This window comes from Saccharopolyspora montiporae (assembly GCF_015209505.1).
Taxonomy (GTDB): Bacteria; Actinomycetota; Actinomycetes; order Mycobacteriales; family Pseudonocardiaceae; genus Saccharopolyspora; species Saccharopolyspora montiporae.
Genome location: NZ_JADEYC010000009.1, coordinates 218,923 through 235,930 on the forward strand (window position 1 = coordinate 218,923; position 17,008 = coordinate 235,930).

General features: G+C 74.1%; 14 protein-coding genes and 1 riboswitch. Of the genes, 9 read left to right on the forward strand and 5 right to left on the reverse strand.

Annotation, left to right across the window (positions count from 1 at the left end; all coding sequences use genetic code 11):
• Window positions 1-122 precede the first annotated feature (122 nt).
• From moeA to IQ251_RS06415, 5 genes are all read left to right on the forward strand, one after another.
• Window positions 123-1,319: a molybdopterin molybdotransferase MoeA gene (gene moeA, locus IQ251_RS06395; RefSeq protein ID WP_193927625.1), complete on the forward strand. Its 1,197-nt coding sequence runs from the start codon at window positions 123-125 to the stop codon at window positions 1,317-1,319.
• Window positions 1,320-1,377: 58 nt separating this feature from the next.
• Entirely contained in the window at window positions 1,378-3,324 is a 1,947-nt protein-coding gene (locus IQ251_RS06400; RefSeq protein ID WP_193927514.1) for a M48 family metallopeptidase, read from the forward strand.
• Between the two features lie 643 nt (window positions 3,325-3,967).
• The gene (locus IQ251_RS06405; protein ID WP_193927515.1) at window positions 3,968-4,690 is read left to right on the forward strand and encodes a phosphatidylserine decarboxylase; all 723 of its coding nucleotides are present in this window, start codon (window positions 3,968-3,970) and stop codon (window positions 4,688-4,690) included.
• Window positions 4,687-5,619, forward strand: a complete 933-nt coding sequence (pssA, locus tag IQ251_RS06410) for a CDP-diacylglycerol--serine O-phosphatidyltransferase (RefSeq protein WP_193927516.1) — start codon at window positions 4,687-4,689, stop codon at window positions 5,617-5,619. The genes IQ251_RS06405 and pssA overlap by 4 nt, the downstream gene beginning before the upstream one ends.
• Before the next feature lie 58 nt (window positions 5,620-5,677).
• Window positions 5,678-7,882, forward strand: coding sequence for an AAA family ATPase (locus IQ251_RS06415; RefSeq protein WP_193927517.1), 2,205 nt, complete (start codon window positions 5,678-5,680; stop codon window positions 7,880-7,882).
• A 33-nt stretch (window positions 7,883-7,915) separates the two neighbouring features.
• On the opposite strand, the gene IQ251_RS06420 is transcribed toward IQ251_RS06415, so the two are convergent.
• Both IQ251_RS06420 and IQ251_RS06425 read right to left on the reverse strand, forming a co-directional pair.
• Complete coding sequence (locus IQ251_RS06420) at window positions 7,916-8,599, reverse strand: LytR C-terminal domain-containing protein (protein ID WP_193927518.1); 684 nt, start codon at window positions 8,597-8,599, stop codon at window positions 7,916-7,918.
• Entirely contained in the window at window positions 8,599-8,907 is a 309-nt protein-coding gene (locus IQ251_RS06425) for a DUF3263 domain-containing protein (protein WP_370591238.1), read from the reverse strand. The genes IQ251_RS06420 and IQ251_RS06425 overlap by 1 nt, the downstream gene beginning before the upstream one ends.
• Window positions 8,908-9,210: 303 nt before the next feature.
• Between IQ251_RS06425 and IQ251_RS06430 the strand changes: the two genes are divergently transcribed.
• The 4 genes from IQ251_RS06430 (at window position 9,211) to IQ251_RS06445 (ending at window position 14,709) form a co-directional block, all read left to right on the forward strand.
• Window positions 9,211-9,786: a peptide deformylase gene (locus tag IQ251_RS06430; protein ID WP_193927520.1), complete on the forward strand. Its 576-nt coding sequence runs from the start codon at window positions 9,211-9,213 to the stop codon at window positions 9,784-9,786.
• A 194-nt stretch (window positions 9,787-9,980) separates the two neighbouring features.
• Window positions 9,981-11,594, forward strand: coding sequence for a phosphomethylpyrimidine synthase ThiC (thiC, locus tag IQ251_RS06435; RefSeq protein WP_193927521.1), 1,614 nt, complete (start codon window positions 9,981-9,983; stop codon window positions 11,592-11,594).
• A 61-nt stretch (window positions 11,595-11,655) separates the two neighbouring features.
• Complete coding sequence (thiD, locus tag IQ251_RS06440) at window positions 11,656-12,522, forward strand: bifunctional hydroxymethylpyrimidine kinase/phosphomethylpyrimidine kinase (RefSeq protein WP_193927522.1); 867 nt, start codon at window positions 11,656-11,658, stop codon at window positions 12,520-12,522.
• Window positions 12,523-12,747: 225 nt separating this feature from the next.
• Window positions 12,748-14,709, forward strand: coding sequence for an FUSC family protein (locus IQ251_RS06445; protein WP_193927523.1), 1,962 nt, complete (start codon window positions 12,748-12,750; stop codon window positions 14,707-14,709).
• Between the two features lie 7 nt (window positions 14,710-14,716).
• On the opposite strand, the gene IQ251_RS06450 is transcribed toward IQ251_RS06445, so the two are convergent.
• From IQ251_RS06450 to thiO, 3 genes are all read right to left on the reverse strand, one after another.
• A complete protein-coding gene (locus IQ251_RS06450; RefSeq protein ID WP_193927524.1) occupies window positions 14,717-15,475 on the reverse strand; it encodes a thiazole synthase in 759 nt (252 codons plus the stop codon).
• A gap of 1 nt (window position 15,476) precedes the next feature.
• On the reverse strand, window positions 15,477-15,677 hold the full coding sequence (gene thiS / locus IQ251_RS06455; RefSeq protein ID WP_193927525.1) for a sulfur carrier protein ThiS: 201 nt from the start codon (window positions 15,675-15,677) through the stop codon (window positions 15,477-15,479).
• Window positions 15,674-16,813: a glycine oxidase ThiO gene (gene thiO / locus IQ251_RS06460; RefSeq protein ID WP_193927526.1), complete on the reverse strand. Its 1,140-nt coding sequence runs from the start codon at window positions 16,811-16,813 to the stop codon at window positions 15,674-15,676. The genes thiS and thiO overlap by 4 nt, the downstream gene beginning before the upstream one ends.
• Window positions 16,804-16,908: riboswitch (TPP riboswitch) on the reverse strand. Its footprint overlaps the gene before it by 10 nt.
• Between the last annotated feature and the right edge of the window lie 100 nt (window positions 16,909-17,008).

Consider the following 17,008-nt stretch of genomic DNA (forward strand, 5'->3'; position numbering starts at 1 on the left):
CGCCCGCACGAGTGGCCGACGTGGTGATTTCCACGCCGGGGCGGACAACGGCGGGGTCGATGGCCGATGATTCCCCCGTGCCGAACCCAACCGCCGACCCCGGCCCGACCGCCAGCTCGCGGATGGCCACCGTCGCCGAGCACCGGGACCGGGTCGCCGGACTGCTCGCCGCGACCCCGGTGGACCGGCTGCCCGTCGCGGACTGCCTCGGCCGCGCGCTCGCGGCGGACCTCACCGCACCGGTCGCACTGCCGCCGTTCGACAACGCCGCGATGGACGGGTACGCCGTGCGCGCCGCCGATCTGGCCGGCGCGGACGCCGAGCCCGCGCTGCTGCCGGTGGCCGCGGACATCCCGGCCGGACGGGTGGACGTGCCGGAACTGCGGCCGGGCGAGGCGCACCGGATCATGACCGGCGCCCAGGTGCCGCCCGGTGCGGACTCCGTCGTCCCGGTCGAGCGCACCGACGCGGGCACCGGGCAGGTGCGCATCGGCGCCGAGGTGCGCACCGGGGCGCACATCCGGCGCAGCGGGGAGGACGTCACCACCGGCTCCACCGTGCTGACCGCGGGCACATCGCTGTCCGCAGCGCAGCTGGGCGTGGCCGCCGCCGTCGGCACCGCGCGGTTGCCGGTGCACCGGCCGGTGCGCGTGCTGGTGCTGTCCACCGGCTCCGAACTGGTCGAACCGGGCGAACCGCTGCAACCGGGCCAGATCTACGAGTCCAACGGACTGATGCTGGCCGCGGCCGTGCGCGAAGCGGGTGCCGAGGCGACGCTGCTGCGCTTCGTCCCGGACGACGTGCCCGCGTTCCACGCCGCGCTGCAGCCACAGCTGGCCGGCACCGACCTGATCCTGACCTCCGGCGGGGTCAGCGCGGGCGCCTACGAGGTGGTCAAGGACGCGCTGACCGGCGACGGGATGGAATTCGGCAAGGTCGCGATGCAGCCCGGCATGCCGCAGGGGGCGGGGCGGTACCGTGGCGGTCCGGCCGTGGTGGCCCTGCCCGGCAACCCGGTCAGCTCGCTGGTCTCGTTCGAGGTCTTCGTGCGCCCGGCGCTGCGCTCGGCGGCGGGGCACGCCCGCGCGCACCGGCCGGTCCGGCGCGCGCTGCTGACCGACGAGATCAGCAAGCCCGCCGGAAAGCGACAATTCCGCCGCGGGCTGTTCGACCCGGTCGCGGGCACGGTGGCGCTGCAAGGGGGGCCCGGCTCGCACCTGCTGTCCGCGCTGGCGGGCGCGAACTGCCTGCTCGACATCCCGGAGGAGACCACGGAGCTGCCGCCCGATTCCCCGGTGGACGTGCTGCTGCTGGATTGACGCGTCCCCCGCACCCCGCGAAACTGCACCACCACCCCGACCACCAACCGGAGTCCTCGTGCGTGGCCCCTGGCGCGCCCCCCTGGCGCTGGCGTTGCACACCGCCTTCTTCGCCGTCCCCATCGCCCTGGTCGCAGGTCTGCTCGCGATCGCGGTGCTGACGTTCCGCTACGACTCGTTCGGCGGCCTGAAAGTCCTCGTCGCCGCAGCCGCCGTCGGCGCGGTGTTCACCATCGGTCTGCGCGCGGTGCTGCGCCCGCGGGTGCGCACGCGCGGCGTCCCGGTGCCGCGCGCCGAGCAACCCCAACTGTCCGGTCTGGTCGAAGCGATCGCCGACAGCACCGGAACCCCGGAACCCGACGAGATCCGGATCACCTCGGAGCCCGCGGTCGCGCTGCGCGAGGACACCAGCCTGCTGGGCTGGCGGGTCCGCGCCCGGTACCTGGAGATCGGGCTACCGCTACTGGCCGCGCTCAACCTCAGCGAGCTGCGCGCGGTGCTGGCCCGTGAGCTGGGCAGCCGGGCCGGCTGCGGCAGGCTCGCCGCCACCGCGCTGCGCATCGGCGACAGCGTGCAGCGCACCGCGTCCGAGCTGACCAGCGGTCCCACCAAGTTCCTGTTCCGCGGTTACGAGAAGACCTACGCGCGCATCGCCGTGCAGTCCGATCAGCAGGTGCACCGCAGCGCGGACGCGGCGGCGGTGCGGGCAGCGGGCCGGCGCGCGGCGGTGACCTCGCTGCGCAAGGCCGCGGCGGTGGAGATCGGCTGGGCCGACTACGCGGAGCACTACCTGAGCATGGGCAAGCAGGTCGGGCACGCCCCGGACGTGCTGCTCGGCTTCCGCTCGTTCATGGAGAACCCGGATCGGAAACCGCAGCTGGCCGAGCGGGCCAAGCACTCGGTCGACGAGGGTGGCTCGTCCGGGCGGCGCATCGAGGTGATCAAGCGCTCCAGCGGGCCGGACAAGGAGGTCGACGACCGGCCCGCGTTCGCGGTGCTGCGCAATCCGCGCAAGAGCGTTCCCGCGCTGGAGGACGGGCTGCTGGTGCAGAGCCTGGGCCCGCACCTGCCCTGGCCGGAGCTGGCCCGGCAGGCCGGTGCGGCGCACGTCGCCGAGCAAACGGCCCGGCTGGCGGCCGCGATGGTGCAGAGCGGGCTCCCGGTCGAGCCGACCATCGCCGGGGTGCTGGCCGCGGTGCACCGCGGCCAGGGCCACGACCTCGTCAACCCGGTGCTCAACCCGGGTCTGTGCCCGGAGCGCGTCGAGCGGGCGGTGGTGGACACGCTCACCGAGCTGCTCGGCTGCGCGGTGGTGGACGGACTGGTCTGCGCGCAGCGCGCGCAGCACGAACTGGACTGGGCCGGGCCGTCCACGGTCCGGCTGACCAACAACCAGCCGCTGGACCCGGACCGGCTGATCCGCCCGGCGATGCAGGATCCGCGGCTGGTCCCCGGACTGCACCGGGCGCTGGTCGACCTGGGCGTCCCGCTGAACCACACCCGCCCGCCCGCCGCCGAACCCGATCCGTCCGCTGCCGGGATCGTCAGCCCGGTGCTGTTCGCCGGCGCGAACCACCACCTGATCGTCACCGATCGCGGGCTGGTGCTGCTGCCGGGCGCCACGAGCAGCACGAAACGCCTGCTGTCCGGCACGATGGCCCGGCTGCGCCGCGCACAGGAGGAGCAGCTGCGCGAGCTGGCCGACACCCCGGTCGGCGAGCTGCGCAACCGGCCCGGCGCGCAGTGGGTGGACAGCCGGGACGTCGCGGATGCGCGGCTGGATCAGCAGAGCCCGGACTGGACGCTGGCCCTGTCGCTGTACCTGGACGAGTACGCGGTCTCCGAGCTGGACGAGTCCGCGGTGCGCCGGGACGGCGAGGGCATGGCGCTGTTGCGGCTGCGGGGAGTGCCGGATGCGCTGGAGCACGGCGACCCGTACCGCGGCATGGGCGAGCTGATGGGGGCGCGGATGGACCTGAACGCCGAGCCCGCGGTCCCGGCATGACCACCGGCCCGCCGGAGTGCAAGTTTGCGCACGCAGCGTGACGAAGTCGACCCAATGGTCCCCCTGCGGCGGCTACGAGATCACTGTGAACTCGATTACACTGGGCGGCAGGTGACGATGCGCGATCGCGGTGCCCGCCGGATCCGCATCACCGGCACTGCGGAGTGGATCCGCCGAGGTCCGCGCGCCGTCGGGGGGCGCACGGACCGGGCGCGGGAGGCGGTCGAGCCCCCGCACCACCCGCAGCCGATCCCCCGGGGGCGTCCCGCGCGGCGCCCCCGGGACGGATCGGCGGTGACCGAACCCGCAGCGGGGCGAAACGGGCAACGGGATGCGTTCCACCCGCCGCAACTCACCCGGACGGGTTATAAACGGGGTGGAGCACCTGGCGCCCACCCCGAGGAGACCCGTTTCCGAGCGCCGACCCCGCGAGTGCGCCACGCCACCGGGCCCGCCCGGCCGGCGAACGCGACGGGGCACCCGCCGACCCGGTCCGCGCACAGCTCAGCAGGGCTGACGAAGATCCACTGCTCACCCTGGCCGCACACCGGCCGACGGTGTCCGCGATGCTGTACCGATCACGGCGCGGGCGGGCCCTCCGCCTCCGCCGCACGACGAGCCGATTCAGGGGCGTAGCACCTCGATGACCCACGAGACCGAGCCGAAGAAGTCCGCGCCCGCGCAGCTGCTCGCGCTGGTGCGGGAGACCGTTCCGCCGATGCACCCCGCGGGCCGCCCGTTCGTCATCGCCGCCGCGGCCGCCACCCTGCTGCTGCGCCGCCGCGTGCGCGGCGCCGGCGTCGTCGGCGCGGTGCTCACGGCCTGGTGCGCCTGGTTCTTCCGCGAACCCCGGCGCACCACGCCCGCGCGGGAAGGCCTCGCTGTCGCCCCGGCGGACGGCACCGTCGCGCACGTCGAACCGGCCGCCCCACCACCGGAGCTGGACCTGGGCGACGCGCCGATGACCCGGATCAGCGTCTTCCTGACCATCTTCGACGTGCACGTCCAGCGGGTGCCGCTGTCCGGCAAGGTCGTGCGCACCGCCTACCGCCCCGGCGCGTTCCTGTCCGCGGACCTGGACAAGGCCAGCGAGGACAACGAACGCAACAGCGTGCTCGTGCGCGGCGACGACGGCACCGAGGTGGCCGCGGTGCAGATCGCGGGCCTGATCGCCCGGCGGATCGTCTGCTCGGCCGACGAGGGCGACCACGTGCAGGCGGGCAGCACCTACGGGCTGATCCGCTTCGGCTCGCGGGTGGACCTCTACGTCCCGCGGGGCAGCCGGGTGCTGGTCGAACCCGGCCAGCGCACCGTCGGCGGCGAGACCGGGCTCGCCGAGCTGCCCCGCGGGAAGCGCGCATCATGAGCATGCGCACCACCCCGGGAATCCGGCTGCTGCCCAACGCGATCACCGTGCTGGCGATGTGCGCGGGGCTGTCCGCGGTGCAGTTCGCCCTGGAGGGCAACCTGCGCGGCTCCGTCGCCGCGGTGGCGGTCGCCGCGGTGCTCGACGCGCTGGACGGGCGGGTCGCCCGGATGCTGGACGCGACCACCCGGATGGGTGCGGAACTGGACTCGCTGTCCGACTCGATCTCCTTCGGCGTCGCGCCCGCGCTGACGATCTACGCCTGGCAGCTGCAGCACAACCGGATCGGCTGGGTGATAGCCCTGGTGTTCGCGGTGTGCATGGTGCTGCGGCTGGCCCGGTTCAACACGCTGCTGGACGACACCGAGCAGCCGTCCTACGCCAAGGAGTTCTTCGTCGGCGTGCCCGCGCCCGCGGCGGGCCTGCTGGCCATGCTGCCGATCATCGTCACCGCGCACGCCGAGCGGCCCGGCTGGTGGTCCGAGCCGGTCGTGATCATGGTCTGGATGGTCGCGATCGCCGCGCTGGCGGTCAGCCGGGTACCGACGCTGTCGCTGAAGACGATCAAGGTGCCGCCGAAGGCCGCCGTCCCGCTGCTGGTGCTGGTCGTGGTGCTCGCGGGCGGGATCATCTTGTTCCCGCTGTTCTCGCTGGCCACCGCGCTGGTCGTCTACCTGCTGCACATCCCCTACGCCACCTACCGCAAGCGCTGGCTGGCCTCGCACCCCGAGGCGTGGGAGGCACCACCGCGGGAGCGGCGGGCGATCCGCCGGCGCACCCAGCGCCGGCTCGGGCTGCGCCCGCCACTGCGCCGCCGGGTCGCCGGCGCCGCGCGGCGGGTCCGGCTGCCCCGGCGGAACAGCCATCCGGACGGACCGCGCCGCAGCTGGCGCAGGCTGGAACTGCGCCGCGACCGCTTCCCACGCTGATCCGGCACGCGGGCACCGCCCCGCACGCCGTGCGCGCAGCACTCACTAGGCTCGGGGCGTGCCTTCGCTGACGTTGACCGCCCGGCTGTCCACCTCCGCCCGGGACACCCGGCGCGGCGTCGTCCGCACCCATCCGGAAGTGCTGGACGCACTGGGGTTGCGCCCGTGGAACGCGGTCCGGCTCACCGGCGCTCGGGTCACCGCGGCGATCGCCGCGGCCGAACCCGCCGCGCCGCCCGGTGTGCTGCTCGTCGACGAGATCGTGCTGATGAACCTCGGGCTGACCGAGGGCGCCGAGGTCGGGATGGCACCCGCGCAGCCGTCCGCGGCCACGCGCGTCGCGGTGTCCGGGTCGCGGATGGCGCAGGCCACCGTGTCGCCGGAGACGCTGCGGCTGGCGCTGACCGGCAAGGTGTTCGCCGCCGGTGACTCGGTGTCCCTGCTGCCGCAGGACGTGGCGCCCGCGGGATCCGGGCACGCCGCCGAGGTCCGCCGCAAGCTCGCCACCGCCATCGGAGCCTCGTGGACCAGCGAGCTGATCACCATCACCGCCGTGGAGCCCGCGGGGCCCGCCGTGGTACGCCCGGCGACGGTGGTGAGCTGGCGGTCCGCACCGGCCGCGGAGAGCGCTCCCTCCCCGGAACCGCAGGCACCCGCACCCGCACCGGAACCGCCCGCGGCCGAACCGGCCCGCCCGATCGCCGATCTGGTCGGTGCGCAGGACAACGCCGCGCGGCTGGCCGAATGGCTGCGGCTCACCTTCGAGCAGCCGCAGCTGCTGCGCCAGCTCGGCACCGAACCCGAACTCGGCGTACTGCTCAGCGGACCGCCCGGGGTCGGCAAGGCCACACTGGTGCGGGCCGTGGCGGCCTCGGTCGGCGCCGAGCTGGTGGAACTGGCCGCCCCGAGCACCGCAGCGCTGGAGGCCGGCACCGCAGCGCAGCGGGTCCGCGACGCCGTGCGCCGCGCCACCGCGGACGGCGGCGGGCCACGGGTGCTGCTGATCACCGACGTGGAGGCGTTGCTGCCCGCCACCGACCCGCCTCCGCTGGCGACGGTGGTGCTGGACGTGCTGCGCTCGGCGCTGCGCGTACCGGGCACCGCGGTGCTGGTCACCAGTTCACAGCCGCAGTCCGCGGATCCGCGGCTGCGCGAACCGGGCCTGGTCGACCGCGAGCTGACCTTCGCGCTGCCCGGCGACGCGGCCCGCGCGGATCTGCTCGGCGTCCTGCTGCGCTCCGCACCGCTGGACTCCGATGTGGACCTTCCCGGAATCGCCGCGCGCACACCGGGTTTCGCCGCGGCGGATCTCGTGGCGCTGTGCCGGGAGGCCGCGGTGCACGCCGCGCTGCGCGAACAGCGCGACGAACCGCGCATCGCGCAGGAGGACCTCGCCGCCGCGCTGTCCTCGGTGCGCCCGCTGTCCATGACCACCTCGGACACCCTGGATACCGGGGGGCTCACCCTGGACGACGTGGGTGACATGGTCGAGGTCAAGCAGTCGCTGACCGAGACCGTGCTGTGGCCGCTGCAGTACCCGGACTCGTTCACCAGGCTGGGCGTGGACCCGCCGCGGGGCGTGCTCATGTACGGCCCGCCCGGCTGCGGCAAGACGTTCCTGGTGCGCGCGCTCGCCGGCGCCGGGCGGCTGAACGTGCTGGTGGTCAAGGGCGCGGAGCTGATGGACAAGTTCGTCGGCGAGTCCGAGCGGGCGGTGCGCGAGCTGTTCCTGCGCGCGGCGAACGCCGCACCGGCGCTGGTGTTCCTGGACGAGGTGGACGCGCTGGCCCCGCGGCGCGGCCAGTCGTCGGACTCCGGGGTCGGCGACCGCGTGGTGGCCGCCCTGCTCACCGAGCTGGACGGGGTGGAGCCGCTGCGCGATGTGGTCGTGCTCGGTGCCACCAACCGGCCCGAACTGGTCGATCCCGCGCTGCTGCGCCCCGGACGGCTGGAGCGGCTGGTGAACGTCCCGCCGCCGGACGGCGCGGCCCGCGCGGAGATCCTGCGCTCCGCCGCGAAGAACACCCCATTGGCGCCCGATGTGCACCTCGATGCGCTGGCCGGCGAGCTGGACGGCTACTCGGCGGCCGACTGCGCGGCGCTGATCCGGGAGGCCGCGCTCACCGCGATGCGCGAGTCGCTGTCCGCGGCCGAGGTCACCGCGGCGCACCTGGACACCGCGCGGCGCGCAGTGCGGCCCTCGCTGGACCCGGCGCAGCTGGCCGCGCTGGAGCAGTTCGCCGACCGCACCAACCGGCGGTGAGCCGGCAGCCGGCCTTCGAGTCGCGGCCCCGGGTCAGGAACCCGCGTTGCGGTAGTCGTTGGTAATGATGGCGACCAGGCCGGGACTGGCATCGCCGACGCCCTCGAACCGCGGCTCGGCGCGGGCGCCGAAGCGCTGCGCCACCTTCTCGGCCGCCGCCTCTTCCTCGGTGCCGGGCCGGAAGTACACGGTGGTCGTGGGGATCACGCCCCGCGCGAAGTTGCCGACCTCGGGCACCTCGTAGCCCGCGGCGCGGAAGTCCTCGGCAGCCCGGTGCGCCAGCCCCTTGATCTTGCTGTTGTTGTACACCCGCACCACGACGCGGTCCTGCTCGGTGCCGGAGGGCCGGTCCTGCTGCGGATCCACCTGCTGCGCGGGCCGATCCGGGAGTGCACCGTCCGGTTTGGACTGCGGCGGGACCTGCTGCGCCGGCGGCTCGGCCTGCCCGGGGTCCGCGGGCACCTCGCCCTGCTGCGGGTCGCCACCCGACTCCTGGCCACCCGACTCCTGGCCACCCGGCTCCTGGCCACCCGGCTCCTGACCGCCCGGCTCCTGACCGCTGGTGGGTGCCGGCGGGACCTTCTGCGCGGCCTCCGGCTCCTGCTCGGCGTACAGGGTGCTCACCCCGATCGCAGCCGCGATCACGCCGACCCCGATGAGCCCGTAGCCCGCGACCTTCGCCTTGTCCGGTCCCGCGGGCCGTTCCTCAGCAGCCATCAGTGCAACTCGATTCCCAGTCGTTGAGCCGCCCGTGCTCGCCGCCGGGCCGCCCGTGCCTTGCGCAACCGTTTGATCAGCATGGGGTCCGCCCGCAACGCGGCCGGGCTGTCCAGCAGCGCGTTCAGCAGCTGGTAGTAGCGCGACGCGGACATGCCGAACAGCTCCCGGATCGCGTCCTCCTTCGCCCCGGAACGCTTCCACCACTGCCGTTCGAAGGCCAGGATGCCCCGATCACGCTCGGTGAGGTCATCCGGGGGTTGCGGCGCCGGATCCGGCGCGGGGTCCGGATCCACGATCCGCTCGATCGGCTCGGTGATCGGGTCGACCGAGCGCAGACCGGGCCGGGCGCACTGCTCCGGCACCTGCTGCGGCTGCCGGGTCGCCAGCCGCTCGCACTGGCGGGCGATCTCCTGCGCGGTGAGCATCTGGGCGGCGTCCATCCGGCTCCTCGCCTCGGGTCGACGTTCGGGGACCGCCGAATCACAGGGCTGTGATTCCGGGGGCCCAATTACACCACGCCGAGATCCACTCGCGGCGCTGATCGCCGGTGCGCCGCCATCGCGCGAGTGCTGCGCGATCGGCAGGACCGGAGCGATAAAGTCCCGCGCATGGCTGTTCACCCCATCCGCGTCGTCGGCGACCCGGTGCTGCAGGAACCCACCCGTCCGGTGCAGGAGTTCGACGAGGCACTGCGCACCCTGGTCGACGACATGTTCGAGACGATGGCCGCCGCGAACGGCGTGGGGCTGGCCGCCAACCAGATCGGCGTGGACCTGCGCCTGTTCGTCTACGACTGCCCGGACGACGAGGGGGTCCGGCACCGCGGGCACGTGATCAACCCGCGGCTGGAGACCTCCGCGGTCCCCGAGACGATGCCGGACGAGGAGGAGGACCTGGAGGGCTGCCTGTCCGTCCCGGGCGAAGCATTCCCCACCGGGCGCGCGCAGCGGGCCGAGGTCACCGGGTCCGATGTGGACGGCAATCCGGTTTCCGCTGCGGGGACGGGCTTTTTCGCCCGCTGCCTGCAGCACGAGACCGACCACCTGGACGGCCACCTGTACCTGGACCGGCTCATCGGCCGCAATGCCCGCGCGGCGAAGAAGACCGTCAAGCGCAACGGTTGGGGCGTGCCCGGCCTGGCCTGGGACCCCACCGAGCAGCCGGACCCGTTCGACGAGGAGTGACCGCCCGGCGGCTGGCCCATCGGGCTGAACGGGGGTTGGCAGCGATCGCCGGGACGGCTAGCGTCCACCGGCGCATAACACGAATACGCGGGAGCCCGCACCGGAAGCGGGCTGAGAGGGCGGCTGGAGCGAGCTCCGGCGCCGCCGACCGCACGAACCTGTCCGGGTAATGCCGGCGTAGGGAGGGGACGGCCGTGGCCGACGTGCAGCCGAAGGTGACCACCGGACCGATCAGCGGATCGCGGAAAGTGCACCGCAGCACCGATTCCGGGATGGCGGTTCCGTTCCGCCGCATCGAGCAGTCCGACGGGAGCCACCTCGACGTCTACGACACGTCCGGTCCGTACACCGATGCGCGGACCGGTATCGACGTGCACCGCGGGCTGCCCGCGCTCCGCCCGGAGCGGGCCGAGCACCGCACGCAGCGAGAATCCGCGCTACGCGGGGAGATCACCCCGGAAGCCGAGTTCATCGCGGTGCGCGAGGGCGTGCCCGCCGAGCTGGTCCGGGAGGAGGTCGCCGCCGGGCGCGCGGTGATACCCGCGAACCGCGAGCACCCCGAGGCCGAGCCGATGATCATCGGCAAGCGCTTCCTGACCAAGGTCAACGCCAACATCGGCAACTCCGCGGTCACCTCCTCGGTCGAGGAGGAGGTGGACAAGATGGTCTGGGCCGCCCGCTGGGGCGCGGACACCGTGATGGACCTGTCCACCGGTTCCCGCATCCACGAGACCCGCGAGCGGGTGCTGCGCAATTCCCCGGTGCCGGTGGGCACCGTGCCGATCTACCAGGCGCTGGAGGCCGTCGGCGGTGATCCGGCCCGGCTGAGCTGGGAGGTCTACCGGGACACGGTGATCGAGCAGTGCGAGCAGGGCGTGGACTACATGACGGTGCACGCCGGGGTGCTGCTGCGCTACGTCCCGCTGACCGCCGAGCGCGTCACCGGCATCGTGTCCCGCGGCGGGGCGATCATGGCCGCCTGGTGCCTGGCCCACCACCGGGAGAGCTTCCTGCACGAGCACTTCGCGGAGCTGTGCGACATCCTGCGCGGCTACGACGTGACGTTCTCCCTCGGCGACGGACTGCGACCGGGCAGCATCGCCGACGCCAACGACCGCGCGCAGTTCGCCGAGCTGGAGACCCTCGGCGAGCTGACCGCGATCGCCCGCGACCGAGGCACCCAGGTGATGATCGAGGGACCCGGCCACGTGCCGCTGCACCTGATCGAGGAGAACGTGCGGCGCGAGGAGGAGCTGTGCGCCGAAGCGCCGTTCTACACCCTCGGCCCGCTGACCACTGACATCGCCCCCGGCTACGACCACATCACCTCCGCGGTCGGTGCGGCCGCGATCGCCCGCGCCGGTACCGCGATGCTGTGCTACGTGACGCCCAAGGAACACCTCGGCCTGCCGAACCGGGAGGACGTCAAGACCGGGGTGATCAGCTACAAGATCGCCGCGCACGCCGCCGACCTGGCCAAGGGGCACCCGCTGGCCCAGCAGCGCGACGACGCCCTGTCGACCGCCCGCTTCGAGTTCCGGTGGAACGACCAGTTCGACCTGGCACTGGACCCGGACACCGCCCGCTCCTTCCACGACGAGACGCTGCCCGCCGAACCGGCCAAGACCGCGCACTTCTGCTCGATGTGCGGCCCGAAGTTCTGCTCCATGCGCATCACCGGCGACATCCGCCGCTACGCCCAGGAGCACGGGCTGACCAGCACCGACGCCATCGAGGCCGGGATGCGCGAGAAGTCCGCGGAGTTCACCGCGGGCGGCGGGCGGATCAACCTCCCGCTCGCCGAGTGAGCCCGGCCACCCGGCGGCGACCTGGAGGGGAGCCCCTCGGCGCGGACGTAGGATGGCGGGGATGCACGAGAGCGCCGAGGAGCACGAGATCCGGTCCGCCGCGGACACCGCACCCCCCACCGCGCTGACCATCGCCGGCTCGGATTCCGGTGGCAGCGCGGGGATGCACGCGGACCTGCGGGCCTTCTTCGGCAGCGGCGTGCACGGCATGACGGCGGTGACCGCGGTCACCGTGCAGAACACGCTCGGCGTGACCGGGCTGCTCGAAGTGCCGCCGGAGACGGTGGCCGCGCAGATCGACGCGGTGGCTTCGGACATCGGGGTGGGCGCGGCCAAGACCGGGGTGTTGGCCTCCGCGGCGACGATCGAGGCCGTGCTGGACGCCTGCGATCGGCGCGGTATCGGGCGCAGCGGCAGCACCCCGTTCGTCGTCGACCCGGTGGCGGCCTCGCGCAGCGGGGAACCGCTGCTGCACGCCGATGCGCTGGAATCCCTGCGCCGCGAGGCGTTCCCGCGCGCCACGCTGGTCACCCCGAACCTGGACGAGGTGCGGCTGCTCACCGGCCTGGACGCGCACTCGCGCACCGATCTGCTCGACGCGGCCAAGGCGGTGCACGACTTCGGGCCGCAGTGGGTACTCATCAAGAGCGGCCACCTGGCGGACGATCCGGAATGCGTGGATCTGCTCTTCGACGGTTCGGAAGCCATCCAGCTGCCCGGTCCGCGCTACGCCACCGAGCACACGCACGGCGCCGGGGACGTGTTCGCCGCCGCCATCACCGCGGCGCTGGCCAAAGGCGCCGACGTGCCGGACGCGGTGCGCACCGGCAAGCGCTTCGTCACCCGCAGCGTGCAGCACGCCTACCCGCTCGGCTCCGGGATCGGTCCGGTCTCCACGTTCTGGCGGATCAGCCCGCGGTCGATCTGACCCGCGCGGCGGAAACCACCCGGCCGTGCGATAGCGGAGCGCATCCACGTGGCTTCAACCGAGTGATTCTCGTCCCTAACCTGTAACCCGAGTGGTACTGCGGCCCGACGTAGCCGGGCAGAAGCGCCATTCGCCCGCCGCGCACCGGTCCGTGCGCGGTGCCGCGCGAGCGCACGACCAGGAACGGGGTTCTCGACGACCGTGGCTGAATCGGTGTGGAAGCGAATGCGGAGTCGGCTCGCCACGGAAGCCGGGGCCCCCGACCCGCGGCAGCGCCAGTTCGCGGTGACCGTGCTCGTCGCCGTCGCGGCGGCGACCGCGTTCGGCTTCGCACTCGACCTGCAGACCCCGGCGCTGATCGCCGGGCTCACCGCGGTGTTCGCGCTGGTGGCCGCGGGCGGGCAGGCGCTGGAACCGGACCTGCACCGGTTCGCCTGGTTCAGCCCGATCCTGGTGCTGGTCATGACGATCGGACCGCTCAGCCGCGGGATCCCGGTACTGGCCGGGCTGCTGGTGGCCGTCGTCGTGCTCGGTGCCGGGATGCTGCCCGCGCTGGGCGAGCACTACCGCATCGGCGGGCAGACCATCGCGGCCGCGACCATCGTCGCCACCACGACCGGCATCGGCGCGGGCGACCCGGCCTGGCTGCTGTTCACCTCCGCCGCAGCCGGTGCCGGGTTCGGGCTCGCGCTGCGGGTGGTCAACGGGCTCACCGATCCGCGGCGGGCCACCCGCGGCGCGGTCGCCCGGACGCTGCTGGAACCCGGGCCCGGCGTGCTGGAGACCGCGGCCGCCGCGTGGCGCGCCGACGGCGGCACCGTCTGGCTCGGCCAGGTGCTGGCCGGCGCGGCCCGGCTGCGCGCGGCCCGGGAGACGCTGCTGGCGCAGGCCGAGCAGAGCGATGAGCAGGAAGCCGACCGGCTGCGCCGGATCGTCGCGGAAACCGATGCGGTGGCCGCGGAACTGGCGCGCGCGGTGCGGGCCCGCGCATGCTCCGGGCTGCCGGTGCGGGCCCGGCGCGACCCCGCCGAAGCCGTGCTGCTGCGCGCCGGCAGGCAGGACCTGCCGGAAGCGGTGCAGGGGATCCGGGACGGCCTGGACCGGGTGCGCGGCGCCGTCGTGCAGCGCGATCAGGGTCAGGTTCCTGCCCCGGAGCCCGGCGCCCGCCGCGAGCGCATCGCCGACGCGGTCCGCGCGCACCTGTCGCTGCGCTCCTCGCTGTTCCGGCACGCGCTGCGCTGCACGCTGGCCGTGGCCGTCGGCATGGTCGTCGTGCTGCTGCTGGACGACCCGTCGGCGTCCAGCCTGCTGCTCGCGCTGTACCTGGTGCTGCAGCCCGCCGCGCGGGACAGCATGACCGGCGCGCTGGAACGCACCGGCGCCGCGGTGCTCGGCGTAACCGCGCTGGCACTGCTGATCACCCTGCTGCCGTGGGCGTTCCTGCTGGTCCCGCTGGTGATCGCCGGGATGCTGCTGAGCACCGACCGGCTGCGCGGCGACTACCAGCTGCTGCTCGGCTGCCTCATCGCGATCACCGTCGTCGACCAGGCGTTGCGGCTGGACCGCGAGCTGATCAACGTGGGCATCAGCTTCGCGGCCAACACCGCGGTGGGCGCGGCCATCGCGCTGTTCGTCGGCTTCATCAGCTACCTGGTGCTGCCCAGCAGCGTGCTCCCCGACGTGCGCGGATCGGTGCGCTCGGCGGTGTGGGCCGTCTCCGAGCTGGTGCGCAGCGTGCGGCTCAGCGGGCAGATCCCGGCGCCGTCCGCCGACCTGCGCGCGGCGCACGTGCTCGCGCTGCGCCGCACCCAGGACCTGCTGGGGATGCCCGCACTGCTGGACGGCACCGGGGAGGAGACCGATGACGGCCGGTCCACCCGGGACGCGGCGATCGCCCTGGACGCGCTGCGGCAGAACGTGGCGACCCTGGCGTTCCGCCCGCAGGACGAGCGGGAACTGGCCGCACCGGCGCTGACCTCGGCGGATGACCTGCTGGTCGGCAAGCCCGCCCCGCGGATCCCGGACGTGCCGGGCGCGAGTGCCCCGGCCGGGGAGCTGCTGGCGGGCTCGCTGGTGGAGAACGCGCTGCACGCACGGGCCGCCATCGACCGCACCCTCGGCTACGACGACCCGTGGAAGAGCTACGCGCTCTCCTTCGTCCGGCCGGAGGGCACGCGGGCCGGCTGACCCGCGCTCAGCGGGTCGTCGGGCTGGACGCCTGCGCCCAGAAGCGCTGCGGGATCCGGCCCGCCTGGGACGCCAGCCGCCCCGCGTCCACCGCCGAGCGCATCGCCGCGGCCATCCGCACCGGGTCCTGCGCGCGGGTCACCGCAGTGGCCAGCAGGACCGCGTCGCAGCCCAGCTCCATCGCCAGCGCCGCGTCCGAGGCGGTGCCGATGCCCGCGTCCAGCACCACCGGGACTCCGGCGCGGGAGACGATCATCTCGATGTTGTGCGGGTTGCGGATGCCCAGCCCGGTCCCGATCGGCGAGCCCAGCGGCATCACCGCGGCGCACCCGGCCTCCTCCAGCCTGCTCGCCAGCACCGGATCGTCGTTGGTGTAGGCGAGCACCACGAAGCCCTGCTCGACGAGCTGGTCGGCGGCGTCGAGCAGCTCCACCGGATCCGGCAGCAGGGTGTCCTCGTCGGCCACCACCTCCAGCTTGACCCAGTGCGTGCCCAACGCTTCGCGGGCCAGCTGGGCGGTGAGCACCGCCTCGGCGGCCGTGCGGCAGCCCGCGGTGTTCGGCAACGCCTCGATGCCCAACCGTTGCAGCAAGTCCAGCACCCCCGGCCCGCCGCCCGCGTCGGCGCGGCGCATGGCCACGGTGGTCAGCTCGGTTCCGGACTCGATGAGCGAGTGCTCCAGGACGGACAGGTTCGTCGCCCCGCCCGTCCCGGTGATGAGCCGGGAACCGAACTCGCGTCCGGCGATCACCAGCGGATCGTCCACGTCAGCCTCCTTGCACAGCGGTGAGGACCTCGACCTGGGCACCCGGGCGCAGCTCGTTCCGCGGCCAGTCGGCGCGCGGGACGACCGCACCGTCCACCGCGACCGCCACGCCCCGGTCCGGGACCGGGTGCGCGGACAGCGCATCGGCGAGGGTGCACGCGTCGGGGACCTGGTGCGTGTTGCCGTTGATCTCGATGTTCACCGGTGACCTCCCCATCGGTGCGGATCGGCGGCGGCGATCCCGGCGGGCGCGCCGCCGCGCAGCAGCTCGACCACCGCGTCCGCGGTGATCGGGGTGAGCAGGAAGCCGTTGCGGTGGTGCCCGGTCGCGGCCAGCACACCGGGTTCGCAGAACCCGATCACCGGCAGGTTGTCCGGGGTTCCCGGCCGCACCCCGGCCGCGGCTTCGGTCAGCTCGTACTCGGCGATCCCGGGCAGCAGCTGCTCGGCGTCGGCGATCAGGTCGCGCACCCCGCCCACGGTCACCTCGGTGTCGAAGCCCTTCTCGTACTGGGTGGCGCCGACGACGAGCCCGCCGTCGTCCCGCGGCACCAGGTAGACCTGCCTGCCGTGCACCGGCCCGCGCACGGTCCGGCCCGGCGGCGGCAGCGCCGAGGAACGGGCCCGCAGCCGCAGGATCTCGCCCTTCACCGGGCGGATCTTGTCCCGCAGCGCGGGATGCAGCTCCGCGGAGTGCGCGCCCGCGGCGATCACGGCGGCATCGCAGTCCACCGTCTCCGCCGGGCCCGCTTCCCCGGGGTCGCCGGAGAGCTCGACGGCGCCGGGACGCACCCGGGCGGCGCTGCGGGGCACGAACTCCACCCCGGCCGAGCGCGCGGCCCGCTGCAGGGCATCCAGCGCGACCCGGTTGTCCACCGCCAGATCACCCGGCACGTGCAGTCCGCGGCGCACCGCGGGCCCCAGCGACGGTTCGGCCGAGCGCAGCTGGCGGCCGGTCAGCCGGGTGACCTCACGACCGAGCCGGGACAGGTGGTCGGCGAGGTTGTCCAGCTCCTCGCGGTCGGCGCTGTCCACCCCGACCACGAGCGTGCCTTCCCGGCGCAGCCCGGACGGGGTGCCTGCGGCGGCGGCGAGTTCGTCGGCGAACTGCGGCCAGCGGTGCAGCGAGGCCGCGCCGAGTTCCAGCAGGTCCTCCTCGCCCGGCCAGGCCTCGGCGATCGGGGCCAGCATGCCACCGGCCACGTGCGAGGCGCCGGAAGCCGGTTCGGGGTCGATCAACGACACCCGGAACCCGGCCGCGGCGGCGCGCCAGGCCACCGCGGTGCCCACGGCACCGCCGCCGACCACGGCGACGCGTTCGACTGGAAATCCGCTCACTGCACGCTCCCTGCGCCGGTATGACCCGGATCAGGTTCGACGGTCGGGGCGCTCCCCCTCTCAGTCCGGCCACCCGGACTCCCGTGCTCACCACCGACCACCGTACCGGGCGACGATCGCCCTCGTCAGGGGCGCCTGCCCCGGTACGCACCGAGATCTCCCGGCGCCGCGCGCGACGGGAGCTACCCTGTGGGG

Excerpts from the sequence above, each read along its gene's own strand:
- IQ251_RS06430 (WP_193927520.1), top strand. The coding sequence starts at position 9,211 with ATGGCTGTTCACCCCATCCGCGTCGTCGGCGACCCGGTGCTGCAGGAA.
- IQ251_RS06445 (WP_193927523.1), top strand. The coding sequence starts at position 12,748 with ATGCGGAGTCGGCTCGCCACGGAAGCCGGGGCCCCCGACCCGCGGCAG.
- thiD (WP_193927522.1), top strand. The coding sequence starts at position 11,656 with ATGCACGAGAGCGCCGAGGAGCACGAGATCCGGTCCGCCGCGGACACC.
- IQ251_RS06420 (WP_193927518.1), bottom strand. The coding sequence starts at position 8,599 with ATGGCTGCTGAGGAACGGCCCGCGGGACCGGACAAGGCGAAGGTCGCG.
- IQ251_RS06405 (WP_193927515.1), top strand. The coding sequence starts at position 3,968 with ATGACCCACGAGACCGAGCCGAAGAAGTCCGCGCCCGCGCAGCTGCTC.
- pssA (WP_193927516.1), top strand. The coding sequence starts at position 4,687 with ATGAGCATGCGCACCACCCCGGGAATCCGGCTGCTGCCCAACGCGATC.
- moeA (WP_193927625.1), top strand. The coding sequence starts at position 123 with ATGGCCACCGTCGCCGAGCACCGGGACCGGGTCGCCGGACTGCTCGCC.